Below are 14,143 nucleotides of genomic sequence, written 5' to 3'. Positions count from 1 at the left end.
ATTTTAAATAAAAGCCGTCTGTAAGGGTGCGTGATCATAATTCGATACTTACTTTGAAAACATTATATGAATAAAAAAATTGAAAATAATACCTATAAAAAAAGGCCGGCGAAACGGGTTAACTGCCCTGGTTTAAATATTATTGATTGTGATATTAATACTGAAATTTACCAGGGAAAACCATTTACCGCATGGCCGGGAAATATTACCGCCAACGCGGGTAAAAACTTTCGGAATGACGTTATTGGAGGACGAACGAAAAGTGGTGGATATGTTGCCTATCCGACAAAAGGAACAGGTAAATGAATGTTTACAAAATTGGAACTATAAAAAGAGATAATAGTGATGGGAAAATGTTCCACATTTTGTATTAGATAGACAAAGGAAAAAAATGTGGCAGGTAAAAAAAACAGCCGGCCATGTACAACATGGCCGGCTGTCAAAGCAATGTGATTATTTAACTACGGCATGCTTTTTTGAATGGCTTTTGCAGCACCCAGGTGTTTGTATAAAGTGGGCAAGGTTTTAACCGCAAAACTTTTAAATGCAGAATCTTTTGAATTCTTAGCCGCGTCTTCAAAAAGATCAATATCATCTTTGTGATCTTTTACCATCATATCTATATAATCTTTATCAAAATCTTTCCCGCTTTCTTTGTTCAGATCATCAATATGTTTTTGATTATCATCGCTTATGGCGGCAGGTAACGTGATATTTTTATCCGCTGCAAGTTGTTTTAGTTCATCATTGGCTTTACTGTGATCTTTAACCATCATTTCGCCAAAGTCTTTGATTTTTTTATTGCCGGCTTTTTGCGCGGCAATTTTACCAAGCGCTACTTCCATCATACCGCCATTGGCAGCTTTAACGGCGAATGTAGCAACATCATCGTTAACTGACATAGCGTTTGCAACGGTATCTTTTTTACTATCCGACATGGAGGTTGTGTCTTTTTTATCGTTTATGTCATTGGCTTTATCTACACTGTCTTTGTCACTGCTGTTGTTGCAGGCCTGTGTAAGTGCCATTATACTTACTAATAAAAGGGTGGTGATTTTTTTCATGGTTATAATTTTTTGGTTATGATTAATTACAGCTAATCAAATAGTACGCCATTTTTTCCGTAAAAATATGTTCAAACAACAAACAGAATTCTTTAGACTGTTTTTCGACGGGTTGGTAGGAGAAAATCAATAGATAAAAAAAGAGACAGTTACCTGTCTCTTTCGATAATGCTTAATGGAAAAATTATGAGTGAATTAGTTTTTTATAACTTTTTGGATACCTATGGATTGACCATTTACTGCTATAACGATCACATACATTCCCGGAATTTGAGAAGATAAATCCTGGAACTGAAGGCTATTGCTACCTTTATTAATGCTGGATTGTATTTTTTTAACTAAGGTTCCAGATGCACTTATCATTCTTATTTCGGCATTGCCACTAATCTTGCTTTCAAAATTTACATTTAGTTTATCCATATAAGGATTTGGCATAACCTGCACTGTAATTTTTTGATCGGCTATATTATTAATACGAACCATCTTTACAACGCTGTAACTAACATGGCCGTTAATGTCTACCTGTTTTAGCCTGTAGTATACGATGGTGTGAGTTAAAATTTCTTTGTCCTTATCTTCAAAACTGTACTGCGCTACGCCATTATTGTCAGATTGTGAGCCCAAAACAAATCCGGTTGTTGAAAATTCAGACTGATCGAAACTTTTTTCTATTTCGAAATGATCATTATTAATATCTGAACTCGTGGTCCAGTTTAACTTAACTGCATTATTATTAAGCACGGCGTTAAAACTTTCGTAAGTAACCGGCAGAACTCCGTAAATGCCTGTGATATCTGCGAAATAAATACAGTGGTAACGGTCTGTGGCGATGGCTCCGGTATTCCCGTTATTATCCACTTGTGAACCTGTATAAATTTTAAACTCAGATTTATTAGTAAAGTTGAAGTTAATTCTTACGTCCTGAGATAATGTATCAATTCCATTTCGGTTGATAACAGGGCCCAGTGCATTTAAGTTGGAATCATTTGCATCAGTTCCCAGGGTGTTATCAATATCTTTGGTTGTACTAAGTGTGAGCAAACTAGGAATCTGCGTTGGAATGCTGTAGTCTGATTGACCATTTACGGATATAAACTCCCTTACTCTTACATTATCTCCATCAACATCAATGGCCGAAGCGTCGAGCTTTGAAAATGTATGGGGAGTGCCGGCGCTGTCGAATTTTACATCCCATTTAATATAAGAAGATCCGTAGGTGCCCGGCCCTCCAACAGTGGGCTGCCAGGCATCAGCATATCCCAAAGAGCTTTCGTCAATGTTTTTTAGTACTGCACCATTTACAATATTTTCAATTTTGATATATGCATCAATATTATTGAAAACATTTGAAAATTTGTAAGTCGCCCCGATTTGCCCGGCAGTACCTGATACTAAAACCGGATTTTTAAATTTCAGTTTTGGAGTAATTTGAGCGTTAGTTAAAGAAGAAAGAAAGATTAAGCTGGTAAGAATAATTACATACTTACCTACTAATGTAGAATTTTTATTCATTTTCCTGGGTTTTGAGGTTTCTTAAATTGTTTTAGCAGTTGACTGCGTAAATCTTTTAAGGAATTTCAAAAAGAATGGAGAGGTAGGTAATTCTAAAGATTGGAGGGTTTGAGAGAAGAAGAAAGCTAGAGGTAAAGCGAACTTTCTATTTCGAGAACAAACATAGATTAGATTTTGTTAACATGCAAGACCGTAAAATTACTGTCTGGTTTTGATATTTAGTTTTCTAAAAAAAGGGCTAGTATGTTGAAATAAATTTAGTAGCCGAGGCTGTACCCGTTAAACAAATCTCGGAATAACAGCATAAAATTTCCTAAAATATTGAATTTTTCCAAAGCCTGAATTATTTCATAAATGAATGCAATATAAATTGAAACTTTCCGTTGCGCATTACTGGCCACTTTAGAAGGATTATTTTTGCCTGCTAAGTTACCGGTTTGCTTTTCAAAACCAATATGCCAGGGGGTTAATTTTTTATCTATCAGGGACCTGGAGAAGTTATAATGCGCCGTGACCTTTAATTTGTTGGCCACACATAAATTTCTTTCTCTTTTTCGTTACCCGGGTTTTTAATATGGGCATACTCTTTATAAATTCCAACATCAGCAGTATCATAATTTTTCAATTGCTCCAGTAGAGCGGCGCCATCTCTGGTTTTTGTATAATATTCTAAAATATAAGCATACTTGCAATTTTGATAATAGGCCTGGTAAATATTTAAATTAGCTTTCCCAAATAGTTGTTTGTAAATATTAAGATCAGCCCTCGGGTCAGTTAGAAAAACAAAAATCTTGCTTTCATTACTGTTTGCATTATGCAATCTATTTGCCTCTAAAATTGAATAACCTCCTGCCAGCATTGTTTTAATTGGCACTTGCACAATGCGGGAGTTCCTTCCTTCATTAGTAAATTTAAATTCTAATTCACCGGATGCGAAACGATGTTGAGCAATATAACTGAACACACCATTTTTTTCGAATTGATGCAAAATGACATCCATATTGCTATTTAAAGAATGTCTGTATTGTTCCCATCGCTTAATAAACTGCTCTTTATTAAGGGTTGTTTCAAAACATACAAACTGCACTCTTTTATCTGTTTCCATTTATACAAGGTAAGCTAATAAAAGAACTAATCTATAGGTACAAGTATCTGAATACCTTCCTTTAATGAATATTTAGGATAAATTCTGCCGGACTACCACCTTTTATTAAGCGGAAACTATACAGAGGGAAGGTATTTATTCATTTATCATTTACGTATTAATACGATTTGTACAGTAAATTCAGAACGATAATAATTGAGCGATACTGCTCTTGTGCAGGGTTAAATGGAAGCTATCTTTGTACCAGAAGTTGATTGATGTTAAGAAACATTAATCAAAATATCCAAATCCATTGAAAAGGTCTTTATCCAATTATCCAATAGAAAATCATAAAATCTGATATCAGTCAACTTCTTTTTTTTCTTTATCCAATACTTGTAAATAACCAGTTGATACCAGAGAAAATAATCCAATAAAACTGTATCCAATTTATCCTTGTGAAATAATCAACCCCTGGAATTAAAATTATTAAATCCGCAGTAACGCGGGTTTTTTTATTGGTTATATAAAGTCCGGTTGTATTTTATGCTTCTGACGTTATGGGAACCTGTTCTGTAACATGATTTTCTAAAAATTGTTTTCTTACTATTCCGGCAGTTTTATGTTCGCCGGTATGGCTCCAGCCCGGAGGCATTACCAGGTACATCAATTTATTTTTTAATCCCGGAGCATTTTTCATATCCCGAAACAAGGCTGCAAATTCTCCAAAATATACATCCGGAAAATTATTGGGATTCATTTTCCTGGTGATGCCGTATTCAATAGGAATTGCTTTTTTTTCATCTACATAGGTTCCAAAAACTTTATCCCATACGTTTAGCAGGTTACAAAAATTAGTGTCCATGTAATAAGGGTTTCGTGCATGGTGAACACGATGATGGGAAGGTGTTAAGATCAGTCGATTTAAAAATCCAAGATGTCCATCCTTTAAAATATTTTCTCCCACATGAATAAATGCGCCCCATGTACCATCGATAAACATTATAAAAAATAAAAGCGCAGGATTTACTCCCAGTAAAATGCAGATTGAAGTGCGTACAACATCTGCATAAGGCGCTTCAAGAAAAAAATGGGCATAGGTGACAGAAAGATTCATCGTTTGCGGCGCATGATGTGTAGAGTGTAAACACCATAGCAATCTCACTTTATGGGCGAGATAATGATAAACGAAGTGTGATAGTTCCCATGCAACATAGCCATAAATGAGCCAGTACCAGGTGAAAGATGTTTTAATGATGGAATATTTTTCGAAAAGACCGATACAAAAAGCCACAGCAGCAATTGAAATAAAACGCCCGATAAAACTGTTGAACACATAAGTTAAGAACTGCACCTTATAGTGAATTACCCGGAATCTTCTATAAAACGCGGCTCGTATAATTTCAATGATGAGCAAAAAGGGAATTACAGGTCCAATCGCACTTTCTATACCTTGCAGTGTGTGCAATGAACTATAATTTCCCGACTTATACATTTCAATCAACGAACCAATGCCAAGGAACCCAATAAGTTCATCATAAAGGGTTGAAAATATATTCAGGAAAGCAATCATTATTCAAGAATTATAAATGGTGTATCACTTTATTTCCAATCCAAATCTAATAAATTTTCAGGCATGGATTTCAATAAATACTATAATTCCTTCTTTAATTCAGTAAGTGAGAGTTCTACTAAATGCCGGTTTGAATAGTATGTTTTAAATTTGGGAAGAGCGATTTAAAATCTCTTGTAAATAAGGCATATTAAAGTGCGCATTAATCAGATCAATTAAAAAAGGTTTCACTTAATTATCCAGGAGAAAATATTCAATTTATCTTTTGTAAAATATACTCCCTGGGTTTAAAATATAAAACCCGCATGATGCAGGCTTATTGGTGATGTACCGAACTTTTAGTTTAAGCTGGCGGCTGCATTATTAATCTCTGTCGTGCCTGTTAAACCTGTTATGAAAAAACCGGTTCCGATGCCTGTTACCATAGGAATGTTCTTCATACCTTCCTTGGTTGTGGCGTGAATAATTGTGCCGGCCTTCACTCCATCTATCATTTCTATTGCCTCTGTCTTTTTGATAACCATAGTCATTACTTCGGTTATTCTGACTATTTTGGTAATTGTTATTTTCGCTACGGGAATTTTGAGAATATTGATCGTGATTGTTTCCTGAATTTTGCGATTGCTGGTAACCGTTGCCGTTAGGTCGATTATTATTTTGCCTGCGGCTGCCAGACTGCGCAAAAGAAGCGGTTAAACAACCTGCGAAAAATAATAATGTTATAATTTTTTTCATGATTCTGTTTTTTAAATTGTTATTGAATATTTTTAAGACGATACTTTAGCCAGTAAGATTACCAACTAAATGTTAATACAGATTTGTTACAAAATTGAAGGCGACAGAAATTAATGATAGTAACATTTATAAAATCTAACTGCTTCCGAAAATGCGATTTTACAAACGGGTTTTGAAGTAGCAAACAATTGCGCAAACAGCAACTCTCGCATGTCGATAAAAGTTTAGCAAGGATTTTGCTTAATAAAGATGATCCTTTTTAAATATATCATTAAATAGAACGATCAATATGAAAACGATTATTGTATGCCTTGCTTCCTTGCTTTTGTCTGTTATGGCATCGGCTCAATTAAAAACAACGCCAAAATGCCCTTCATTCGATATTGATATACTGCATGGAATTGTAAATCAGGTTATACTTCCGACTTCTACAGTCGGGCAGATTAAACTTAATCTGCCATGCTTCACCAGCTTCGAAGAAGAAGGCACTTCAGCCAAATGCGGCGCCGGTGTTTTTTATAAAGACAAGGATATTTATTTTTATACAACCCGTGACTATATTGAAATAGGCCCCGCTTTTAAAGGTAAACTTAGCATTCCTTTGCTGGGGGCATCAAGAAATAGTTTATTCAAATGGTTAGGAACGCCACAAATAAAAGATGTAACGTGGGATGCTTTTCAAACCGCTTATGGCGTATTAATATTGTACTATAACAACGCATCTAAAGTAGATAAGATACAGTTTAGCACGCAAACAGCAAATACCATTCATCTTTGTGAGTAATTGTGTCGGTACATCTCGAACATTCAGTGTTATAGGATCACATTGATATATACTATTTTGTTGAGCTTTCTTCATAGTTATCAACAATAATATAGGGATACGAAATAATATTATATTTATTCCCAACAATAAATTTTAAATTACTTTTCATTTTAAAAAATATTGAACTATCAAGAATATGTCTCATACTAAAAAAAAGAAACATCCCGAACACCCCCCGGTTCCACAGATTAAAAAGGATATTAAAAAATACCGTGTTATTGCAGTAGCAATTATTTTCTTTTCATTATTTGGCGCCGGCATTGCTTTTTTTGCTGCTGACAACAATTATGTATGGCTTTTAACGGGAGGTTTAATAGGAGCCATTTGCGGATACTTCTTCGGAAGACAGATTGTGAATGGACTTTTTAAAAACTAACTCTTTGTGGTAACAATACCCTAGATTCATTTTAATTTTGGATTATATAAATGAATTGATTGACCTACCAGTTTCCATTGTCCATCTGTTTTTTCGAGTAATCTTATTTCGTAGGAATAACTTTTTTTTCCGTCTTTTGCCGTAGATTCTTCATTATGGCTCACCCATGCATTATCGCCATGAATGCTCATCTTGTAATTAGTATTAATTGAGGAACCACCTTTCCCTAAACTATTTGGTAAGGGATGAACCATTTGTTCGGGTGGTACATCAAAAGTATTTCCATCGGTGGTCGAGACTAAAATTCTGCTATAGGGTTCAATCTTCCAGCAAGCTGCATGCGCGGCAACATCGCCGGACCGCCATGTTGCAGATTCTTTCTCAAGAAGTTTTTTAATAGCGCTTGCGTCATCCACAGCTTTGTTACAGCTGTAAAATAAGAAAACAAGGCAAAGGGGCATCACAATATTCCATTTCATCAATATTTTATTTAAAAATGCAAGTTGATTAACGCTAAAGATAAAATTTAATACAACCATAATTTTCGTCTATTCTGGTTTAATTATATTTGCTTTCGGATAATGTTTTTAATTCATTCTATATTTCTTATAAGATTATTCTCGTGGCTGGCAAGGTTTAGAGAGGACGGTATAATAATATTAATCGGTGCCGTTGTGGGCTTTCTTTCAGGTTTATTGGGTAAAGGAGGAAGTGCCATTACTACACCTGCATTACAGATATTTGCCCAGGTAAACCCTTTTGCTGCGCTTGCATCTCCTTTGCCCGCTGCTCTTCCTACTACTTTATCTGCATCTTTTGCCTACAGTAAGAATAATTTAATTAATAGAAAAGTAGTAATCTTTTCTATTTTGATAGGCATACCTGCAACAATTATTGGTTCTTATTTTAGCGATTGGCTTGGAGGAAGTATACTCATGATTTTAACTGCAATATTTGTTTTAGCGCTTGGAATTTCATTTTTATTCTTTTCTTCTTTTTCCGAAACGGTTGTAGCAGCTATTGTTGTTCCTACCTGGAAAATTTCAATAGTAGCCATTTCAGTTGGGTTTTTATCCGGCCTTCTTGCAAATAGCGGCGGGGTTTTATTTGGACCTCTATTTATAAGATTCTTAAAATTACCGACTAAACAAGCGTTAGCATGTAGCCTCCTGGTCGCGGCGGGGCTGGCTGTACCTGGAACAATTGTTCACTGGTACCTGGGCCATATTAACTGGACAATTGTTTTATGGTTATCGATAAGCTCAATTCCCTTTTCCTATATAGGAGCAAGGGTGGCTTTACAAATGAAGAATGACATACTCGAAAAAATTTTCGGTGTAATGCTTGTTGCTTTTGGGGCTTTTGACCTTTGGTATAGTTTTTTACACAGGTAATCTTTAAAAAGCCTTTTAAAATATAGGTGCTATCTCAAAAAAAAAATTATTAACGCTGCTATTTTCTCAAATAAGATATTGACTAATGACAGGTCGTTATCTTTCATTTAAAATTATAACAGTAAAGATTAAACGTAATATTAAATAACATTTCCTCAGTTGGACGCCCCGGTTGTAAGTTTTAGCCGATTTAAGCTTTACAGATATCGTCTTAATCGATATCAAAAAAGTTTACCACATTTTGCTTAAGTTATTTTTACTTATTGTAACAAGTCGCAATATGGAATTATATTTGCCGTTATAGTAGTTTTACCCTTTGATTCCCATGACTATTTATAAACACCTACCCTTACATTTTTATTTTATTTTTGTATTAGGAGTTCTTACAGCTTACTCCCAGACTTCCGTGCTTACTCAGCACAATGATTTATATAGAACGGGATGGAATAATAAAGAAACGGTCTTAAATGAAAAGAACGTAAATAAAAATTCTTTTGGTGAAATATTTTCCCGTAATGTGGACGACCAGATTTATGCCCAACCTCTTGTAGTATCAAACGTAAATATATCCGGGAAGGGGTCTAAAAATATTGTAATAGTAGCCACCGTTAATAATACTTTGTATGCATTTGATGCCGATTCTGCCAATGTGAGTTCTCCCTATTGGCAAAGTAATTTGACGCCATCGGGGTCGAGAGTAATAAACAATGGAGATATGACCGGCGCATGTAGTGGTAACTACAAAGATTTTAGTGGCAATATCGGAATTGTAGGCACCCCAGTTATCGACTCCGTTACCAATACAATTTATTTGGTTGCGAGAAGCGTGACGATCGGGCCCGACAGTACATTTCAACAGTACTTTCATGCGTTGGATTTAACCACGGGCCTGGAACGGCCTAACAGCCCTCTTTTAATTACAGCACAAGTGGCAGGTACCGGATCCGACAACTCCGGAGGAATTATCACCTTCAATTCTCGAAAACAAAACCAAAGGGCGGGACTTTTGTTGTTAAATGGTATAGTTTATATAACATGGGCTTCCCATTGCGACTGGGGCCCTTATCATGGATGGGTTTTAGGCTACGATAAAACTTCTTTGCAACAAAAAATTGTATATAATGATACGCCTAATGGCAATGAAGGTGGAATATGGATGAGTGGGGCGGCCCCTTCAGCCGACGATTCGGGGAATGTTTATCTAGCAACATCAAATGGTTCTGTCGGAACATATAATGATCCTTCCAATTTGGTTAATCGGTCTGAAAGTGCATTAAAGTTGACACCATCAGGTGACTCATTAACGGTAAAAACTTTTTTTACACCCAAAAATTATAAAACACTGGAGGCATACGACAAAGATTTTGGAGTTGCAGGCATGCTACTTATTCCTAATACCAATAGGGTTTTAACCGGGTCTAAAGATGGAAATCTTTATCTATTGGATCGAAACAATATGGGAGGATATGATTCAACAGCTAATCATGTAGCTCAAACAATAACGCTTGGTACCAACGTTTGGATTCTTCGTTCTTCTCTTTCTTATTATAAAGGGGAACAAAAAGAATTTGTTTATTCATGGAGCGAGAAGGCTCCTTTATATGCATTTCCTTATGACAGGACGGCCGATACGCTTGATGTGAAAAATGCAATTATAAGTTGTGTGCAGGGTCCGCAAGGCGGGAATGGTTCTTTTTCCTCAGTATCATCAAACGGGTCGGTAGATTCTACAGCAATTTTATGGGTAAACCAGGCTGCAAACGGGGCTAATGCGAATCAGGTCGTGCGTCATGGCGTTTTAAGGGCTTTTAGCGCGACAAATGTTACAAACGAATTGTGGAACTCTGAACAATTTCCCACAGACGATCCTGGAAACTATGCAAAATTTAATTGTCCCACCGTAGCTAATGGTAAAGTGTACCTTGCTACTTTTTCTAATAAACTAATGGTTTATGGTTTAAGAAAATTGACAGATACCTGTCCTTCCGTGAATATTGCTTTGCATAAGCCTGTTGTTGCTTCTTCACAGGTTTCTGGTTTGCCTGCTTCAGCGGCATGTGACAGTAGCATGTGTACCCGGTGGGGTAGTAATTACTCAGATCCACAATGGATTTATGTTGATCTTGGTGCCACTTATGATTTATGCGAGGTTGTAATAAAATGGGAAACAGCGTTGGCAAGAGATTTCAAAATCCAGGTTTCCGGAGATGCCGTGAACTGGACGACAATAGATTATATAACCGGGAACGTGAGTCATGATAATTATTTACCCCTCCAGGGAAGCGGCAGGTATGTAAGAGTGTACGGAATTGCAAGCGGAACTAGTTACGGTTATTCAATATGGGAATTTCAGGTGTATGGTCAGTTACATCGGGTTCCATGTGCTATTCCGTCTAACCTGGCAGTTTCGGATATTTATAGCAACATAGCAACGCTGCATTGGGATGGCAATGGCGCTAATAAATTTAATGTTCAATATAAAACGATAGGCGATTCGAGCTGGATGACTTTGCAGGCAGATACTAATTTCATTAATCTTTCCGGGTTATTTTGCGACTCGGTTTATTCGTTCAGGGTTCAAGCTATTTGTGATGTAGCTGATACAGGAAATTATTCATCTGCAACGCAATTTTCCACTTTGGCATGCCCAACTACCGCTGGAGAAGTTTGCCCGGGAGGGAGTACGGTAATCACTTCTGATCTATCAGGCTCATCTTATAAATGGCAGGTAAATACAGGTAGCGGATTTGCAGACATTACAGATACCATAAATTACAATGGCATAAATAGTTCTAATCTTGTATTAGATAGTGTACCGTCTAAATGGTATGGTTATAAATATCGTTGCCTCGTTGATAGTGGACATTGCAAGTCAGTTGTTCTTAAATTTTCAAATACATGGACTGGCAATGTTGATAGTTCATGGGAAAATCCCGCTAACTGGAGCTGTGGAAAATTACCGGATGCAAATACAGATGTAATAATAAATGCCGGAAAGGTAATAGTAAATTCAAGTCCCAATGTAAGAAGTTTAACTCTTGGTGCCGGTGTCAATTTTATCCTTAAACCGAATTTTACGTTTACCATCAACCATTAAGTATACATTGCCCAATTCACTTTTATCTTGGTATTTAAAAAAATATTTTAATGTAGAGCAACTATTAAAAATTTTATACTAAATATTTCTGGAAAAAAACGAAGACTTTTTTCCTGTTATGTTTTTGCGAAGGGCTGTTAGGCTTTTTGTAAATTGAATTAATACTATATTTGCCTGCTTTTAAAAAAGTATTTACTTATCCTTAAAGATGCAGTTTTTGCCATGCATTAAATCCGTTTGATACACCCCTACAAAAAATTAATATTTAAATATATAAGAAGATAATTAAAAATAATATTTATGAAGTTTTTGAATGTAATAATAAAATATAGATTGCCGTTGGGGATTTTTTTTCTTGCGCTTGCTATTGTCGTCAATGTTCTTACAGGTTTCTGGCCGTCTTTTATTTTATATTTAATTGCATTGGTTTTAATTGTTGGTCATTTTCTTTTCGGACCTATGCGATTAATTCAAGGATACATGGAGAGTGGAGATATGGCAGGTGCACAAAAAGTTATTGATTCCATATGGTTTCCAGGTTTACTTATTAAGCCGGTACGTTCTGTTTACTTTACCTTAAAGGGCAACCTTGCTATGGTAAATGAGGACTACGAAAATGCCGAAGCACACATGAAAAAAAGTTTAAGTCTCGGTATGCCTATGAAGGAAGCTGAAGGTGCCAACAAGTTACAGTTGGGAATGCTGGCTATGCAAAAAGGTAATATCCGCGAAGCAGAAAATTACATTCGCCAGGCAATTCGCTCAGGGCTTCCTGATAAGGAAAATGAGGCTGCTGCTTATTTACAGCTTTCTTCCATCATGATCAATAAACGTGAATTTCGTGCTGCCAAAGAATATTTTAGAAAGGTTAAGGCTTTAAAACCGACAACGCCTCAAATTGTTGACCAGGTGAAGCAAATGGAAAAATATATTTCGAGAATGCCGGGGTAATGCCATTATTTTTCTCCTTTAAAAAATCCCAGTTCACTTAATATTCCTTTAAAGATTTTCATCCTCACTGTCGGCATATCGATGTTTCGGTCTGGAGATTTTACCTGTGTTACAAAAAAGTAAACATGCCGGTTTTCTTCTATCCAGCCAACCACCCAGCCGATTGCATTATTTTTTTCATCAAATCCCCAACCCGTCTTATAGCTTAATTTATAAAGCGTATCATTTTCCTGCAGCATTACATCACGTACAATTTGTTGGGAACGTTTGGTAAATGGAAGTTTATCGAAATATAATTGGTAAACAAGTCCAAGCTGTTCGTCAGGCGAAATTTTTAAAGTATTATTTAGCCAAAAAGAATCTATCGGTCCGCTAATATTCATATTCCCATAATGCAGCGAATCAATCCAACGTTGCATAGTATCTCTTCCTATTCTTCGGGCAACTTCCTGGTAATAGGGAACCGCTGAAACTTTAAATGCTTCTTCCATTGTAAGATCTTTATTCCAGTCATCATTCCATCTTTTTATTCCATCCCATTTTATCACCATTTTTTCATCTGTAATTTTACCAGTTTCAAGCCCAATAAGAGAATTCACAATTTTAAATGTTGATGCTGGTAAAGCCCTCTGCGTATCTAGCTTCATGTTATAAATCGTTATTTCACCAGATGCATTATCTAATAAAGAAAAGCATCCATCAACATGTGAAGAGTCAAAATATTTTTTCAAATCATTGTCTATTTTGGCTTTATTAACTGAGCAGGAAGAAATAATAGTAAGAAGTGTAACGGATAAAAACAGGAAAGTTTTTTTCATAAATGAGAAATCAGGATTGGTCGATTTTATAATTATTATTTAGTTACATAATGCTCTGCTGTTGCGCACAAAGCTTCATAAAAATCATTTCCATATTTTCTTATTAATGCATCTTTAAGAAAAATGTAAACAGGAACTTTTAATTTTTTACCCAGGCTGCATGCGGCCTGACAGAGATCTTCACGCGGCTCGTAGTTAACCAGGTCTGTTTTATTTTTTTTGCTTTTTTTTATTCTTAAAGGAAAGAGGTGACAGCTAATTGGTTTTTTCCAACTTATTTTCCCATCGTTATAAGCCTGCTCTATACCGCATTTCACAATGCCCTTAGCATCCACAATTCCGTAAACACACATACCGGAATTTATAGTAGGAGTCACCCAGCCAAATTCTTTGTCGAAGGTGTATTTACCTTGCCTTTCAACTTCTTTTAAAGACTCTTTTGTGAGATAAGGCGCAACAAATTTGTAAGCAGCATTTAGTTCTTCCAGTTCATTATTTTCAAGAGGCGCACCTGCATCTCCATCTACACAGCATCCACCTTTGCATTTAATAAGATCGCATACAAATTGTTCTTCAACGACCTGGTCACTTATTAAAACATTGTCAATACTTATCATTCGGCAAAGATACTATGTGGAAGGGTTATTGTTCAATTGATAAATTGTTTAATTGTTATTTAGTTTAGATTCTTGGCAATTCAAACAATGCAACAA

16 protein-coding genes are annotated in these 14,143 nt (G+C 35.9%); 6 read left to right on the top strand and 10 right to left on the bottom strand.

Going from position 1 to position 14,143, the window contains the following annotated elements; all coding sequences use genetic code 11:
- The first annotated feature begins 66 nt into the window (after nt 1–66).
- Nucleotides 67–306 carry a hypothetical protein gene (locus FW778_RS11480; RefSeq protein ID WP_150414846.1) on the top strand — a complete coding sequence of 80 codons (240 nt, stop codon included), beginning with the start codon at nt 67–69 and terminating at the stop codon, nt 304–306.
- Between the two features lie 155 nt (nt 307–461).
- Here the strand turns inward: FW778_RS11480 and FW778_RS11475 are convergent, their stop codons facing one another.
- The 7 genes from FW778_RS11475 to FW778_RS11450 all read right to left on the bottom strand — a co-directional run bounded on the left by FW778_RS11475 (nt 462) and on the right by FW778_RS11450 (nt 5,968).
- Nucleotides 462–1,064, bottom strand: a complete 603-nt coding sequence (locus FW778_RS11475; protein WP_150414845.1) for a DUF4142 domain-containing protein — start codon at nt 1,062–1,064, stop codon at nt 462–464.
- 195 nt (nt 1,065–1,259) lie between these two features.
- Complete coding sequence (locus FW778_RS11470) at nt 1,260–2,576, bottom strand: T9SS type A sorting domain-containing protein (protein ID WP_150414844.1); 1,317 nt, start codon at nt 2,574–2,576, stop codon at nt 1,260–1,262.
- Nucleotides 2,577–2,833: 257 nt separating this feature from the next.
- A complete protein-coding gene (locus FW778_RS11465) occupies nt 2,834–3,109 on the bottom strand; it encodes a hypothetical protein (protein WP_150414843.1) in 276 nt (91 codons plus the stop codon).
- The gene (locus FW778_RS11460) at nt 3,094–3,681 is read right to left on the bottom strand and encodes a hypothetical protein (protein ID WP_150414842.1); all 588 of its coding nucleotides are present in this window, start codon (nt 3,679–3,681) and stop codon (nt 3,094–3,096) included. The genes FW778_RS11465 and FW778_RS11460 overlap by 16 nt, the downstream gene beginning before the upstream one ends.
- A 523-nt stretch (nt 3,682–4,204) precedes the next feature.
- On the bottom strand, nt 4,205–5,233 hold the full coding sequence (locus tag FW778_RS11455) for a sterol desaturase family protein (RefSeq protein WP_150414841.1): 1,029 nt from the start codon (nt 5,231–5,233) through the stop codon (nt 4,205–4,207).
- Nucleotides 5,234–5,313: 80 nt separating this feature from the next.
- Nucleotides 5,314–5,397 (bottom strand): Fur-regulated basic protein FbpA, encoded by an 84-nt coding sequence (fbpA, locus tag FW778_RS23715; RefSeq protein WP_394349798.1) that lies wholly within the window; start codon nt 5,395–5,397, stop codon nt 5,314–5,316.
- 199 nt (nt 5,398–5,596) lie between these two features.
- A complete protein-coding gene (locus FW778_RS11450) occupies nt 5,597–5,968 on the bottom strand; it encodes a hypothetical protein (RefSeq protein ID WP_150414840.1) in 372 nt (123 codons plus the stop codon).
- A gap of 289 nt (nt 5,969–6,257) precedes the next feature.
- Between FW778_RS11450 and FW778_RS11445 the strand changes: the two genes are divergently transcribed.
- Together FW778_RS11445 and FW778_RS11440 are read left to right on the top strand one after the other, a co-directional pair.
- Nucleotides 6,258–6,752: a hypothetical protein gene (locus FW778_RS11445; RefSeq protein ID WP_150414839.1), complete on the top strand. Its 495-nt coding sequence runs from the start codon at nt 6,258–6,260 to the stop codon at nt 6,750–6,752.
- Between the two features lie 178 nt (nt 6,753–6,930).
- Nucleotides 6,931–7,170 carry a hypothetical protein gene (locus tag FW778_RS11440; protein WP_150414838.1) on the top strand — a complete coding sequence of 80 codons (240 nt, stop codon included), beginning with the start codon at nt 6,931–6,933 and terminating at the stop codon, nt 7,168–7,170.
- Nucleotides 7,171–7,196: 26 nt separating this feature from the next.
- On the opposite strand, the gene FW778_RS11435 is transcribed toward FW778_RS11440, so the two are convergent.
- Nucleotides 7,197–7,649, bottom strand: coding sequence for a nuclear transport factor 2 family protein (locus FW778_RS11435; RefSeq protein ID WP_150414837.1), 453 nt, complete (start codon nt 7,647–7,649; stop codon nt 7,197–7,199).
- 102 nt (nt 7,650–7,751) lie between these two features.
- Here FW778_RS11435 and FW778_RS11430 point away from each other — a divergent pair, with 102 nt between their 5' ends.
- From FW778_RS11430 to FW778_RS11420, 3 genes are all read left to right on the top strand, one after another.
- A complete protein-coding gene (locus FW778_RS11430; protein ID WP_150414836.1) occupies nt 7,752–8,564 on the top strand; it encodes a sulfite exporter TauE/SafE family protein in 813 nt (270 codons plus the stop codon).
- 325 nt (nt 8,565–8,889) lie between these two features.
- Nucleotides 8,890–11,661 (top strand): discoidin domain-containing protein, encoded by a 2,772-nt coding sequence (locus FW778_RS11425; protein ID WP_150414835.1) that lies wholly within the window; start codon nt 8,890–8,892, stop codon nt 11,659–11,661.
- 300 nt (nt 11,662–11,961) lie between these two features.
- Nucleotides 11,962–12,612, top strand: coding sequence for a tetratricopeptide repeat protein (locus tag FW778_RS11420; protein ID WP_150414834.1), 651 nt, complete (start codon nt 11,962–11,964; stop codon nt 12,610–12,612).
- Between the two features lie 5 nt (nt 12,613–12,617).
- On the opposite strand, the gene blaOXA is transcribed toward FW778_RS11420, so the two are convergent.
- Both blaOXA and FW778_RS11410 read right to left on the bottom strand, forming a co-directional pair.
- Entirely contained in the window at nt 12,618–13,430 is an 813-nt protein-coding gene (gene blaOXA, locus FW778_RS11415) for a class D beta-lactamase (RefSeq protein ID WP_150414833.1), read from the bottom strand.
- Between the two features lie 35 nt (nt 13,431–13,465).
- The gene (locus FW778_RS11410) at nt 13,466–14,047 is read right to left on the bottom strand and encodes a DUF3109 family protein (RefSeq protein ID WP_150414832.1); all 582 of its coding nucleotides are present in this window, start codon (nt 14,045–14,047) and stop codon (nt 13,466–13,468) included.
- Between the last annotated feature and the right edge of the window lie 96 nt (nt 14,048–14,143).

Source organism: Ginsengibacter hankyongi (genome assembly GCF_008710285.1).
Taxonomy (GTDB): domain Bacteria; phylum Bacteroidota; class Bacteroidia; order Chitinophagales; family Chitinophagaceae; genus Ginsengibacter; species Ginsengibacter hankyongi.
Note: the sequence above shows the minus strand (reverse complement) of the source record. Positions and strands in the feature narration are given on the sequence as shown.

Excerpts from the sequence above, each read along its gene's own strand:
- FW778_RS11480 (WP_150414846.1), top strand. The coding sequence starts at position 67 with ATGAATAAAAAAATTGAAAATAATACCTATAAAAAAAGGCCGGCGAAA.
- FW778_RS11475 (WP_150414845.1), bottom strand. The coding sequence starts at position 1,064 with ATGAAAAAAATCACCACCCTTTTATTAGTAAGTATAATGGCACTTACA.
- FW778_RS11470 (WP_150414844.1), bottom strand. The coding sequence starts at position 2,576 with ATGAATAAAAATTCTACATTAGTAGGTAAGTATGTAATTATTCTTACC.
- FW778_RS11460 (WP_150414842.1), bottom strand. The coding sequence starts at position 3,681 with ATGGAAACAGATAAAAGAGTGCAGTTTGTATGTTTTGAAACAACCCTT.
- FW778_RS11455 (WP_150414841.1), bottom strand. The coding sequence starts at position 5,233 with ATGATTGCTTTCCTGAATATATTTTCAACCCTTTATGATGAACTTATT.
- FW778_RS11450 (WP_150414840.1), bottom strand. The coding sequence starts at position 5,968 with ATGAAAAAAATTATAACATTATTATTTTTCGCAGGTTGTTTAACCGCT.
- FW778_RS11445 (WP_150414839.1), top strand. The coding sequence starts at position 6,258 with ATGAAAACGATTATTGTATGCCTTGCTTCCTTGCTTTTGTCTGTTATG.
- FW778_RS11440 (WP_150414838.1), top strand. The coding sequence starts at position 6,931 with ATGTCTCATACTAAAAAAAAGAAACATCCCGAACACCCCCCGGTTCCA.
- FW778_RS11435 (WP_150414837.1), bottom strand. The coding sequence starts at position 7,649 with ATGAAATGGAATATTGTGATGCCCCTTTGCCTTGTTTTCTTATTTTAC.
- FW778_RS11430 (WP_150414836.1), top strand. The coding sequence starts at position 7,752 with ATGTTTTTAATTCATTCTATATTTCTTATAAGATTATTCTCGTGGCTG.
- FW778_RS11425 (WP_150414835.1), top strand. The coding sequence starts at position 8,890 with ATGACTATTTATAAACACCTACCCTTACATTTTTATTTTATTTTTGTA.
- FW778_RS11420 (WP_150414834.1), top strand. The coding sequence starts at position 11,962 with ATGAAGTTTTTGAATGTAATAATAAAATATAGATTGCCGTTGGGGATT.
- blaOXA (WP_150414833.1), bottom strand. The coding sequence starts at position 13,430 with ATGAAAAAAACTTTCCTGTTTTTATCCGTTACACTTCTTACTATTATT.
- FW778_RS11410 (WP_150414832.1), bottom strand. The coding sequence starts at position 14,047 with ATGATAAGTATTGACAATGTTTTAATAAGTGACCAGGTCGTTGAAGAA.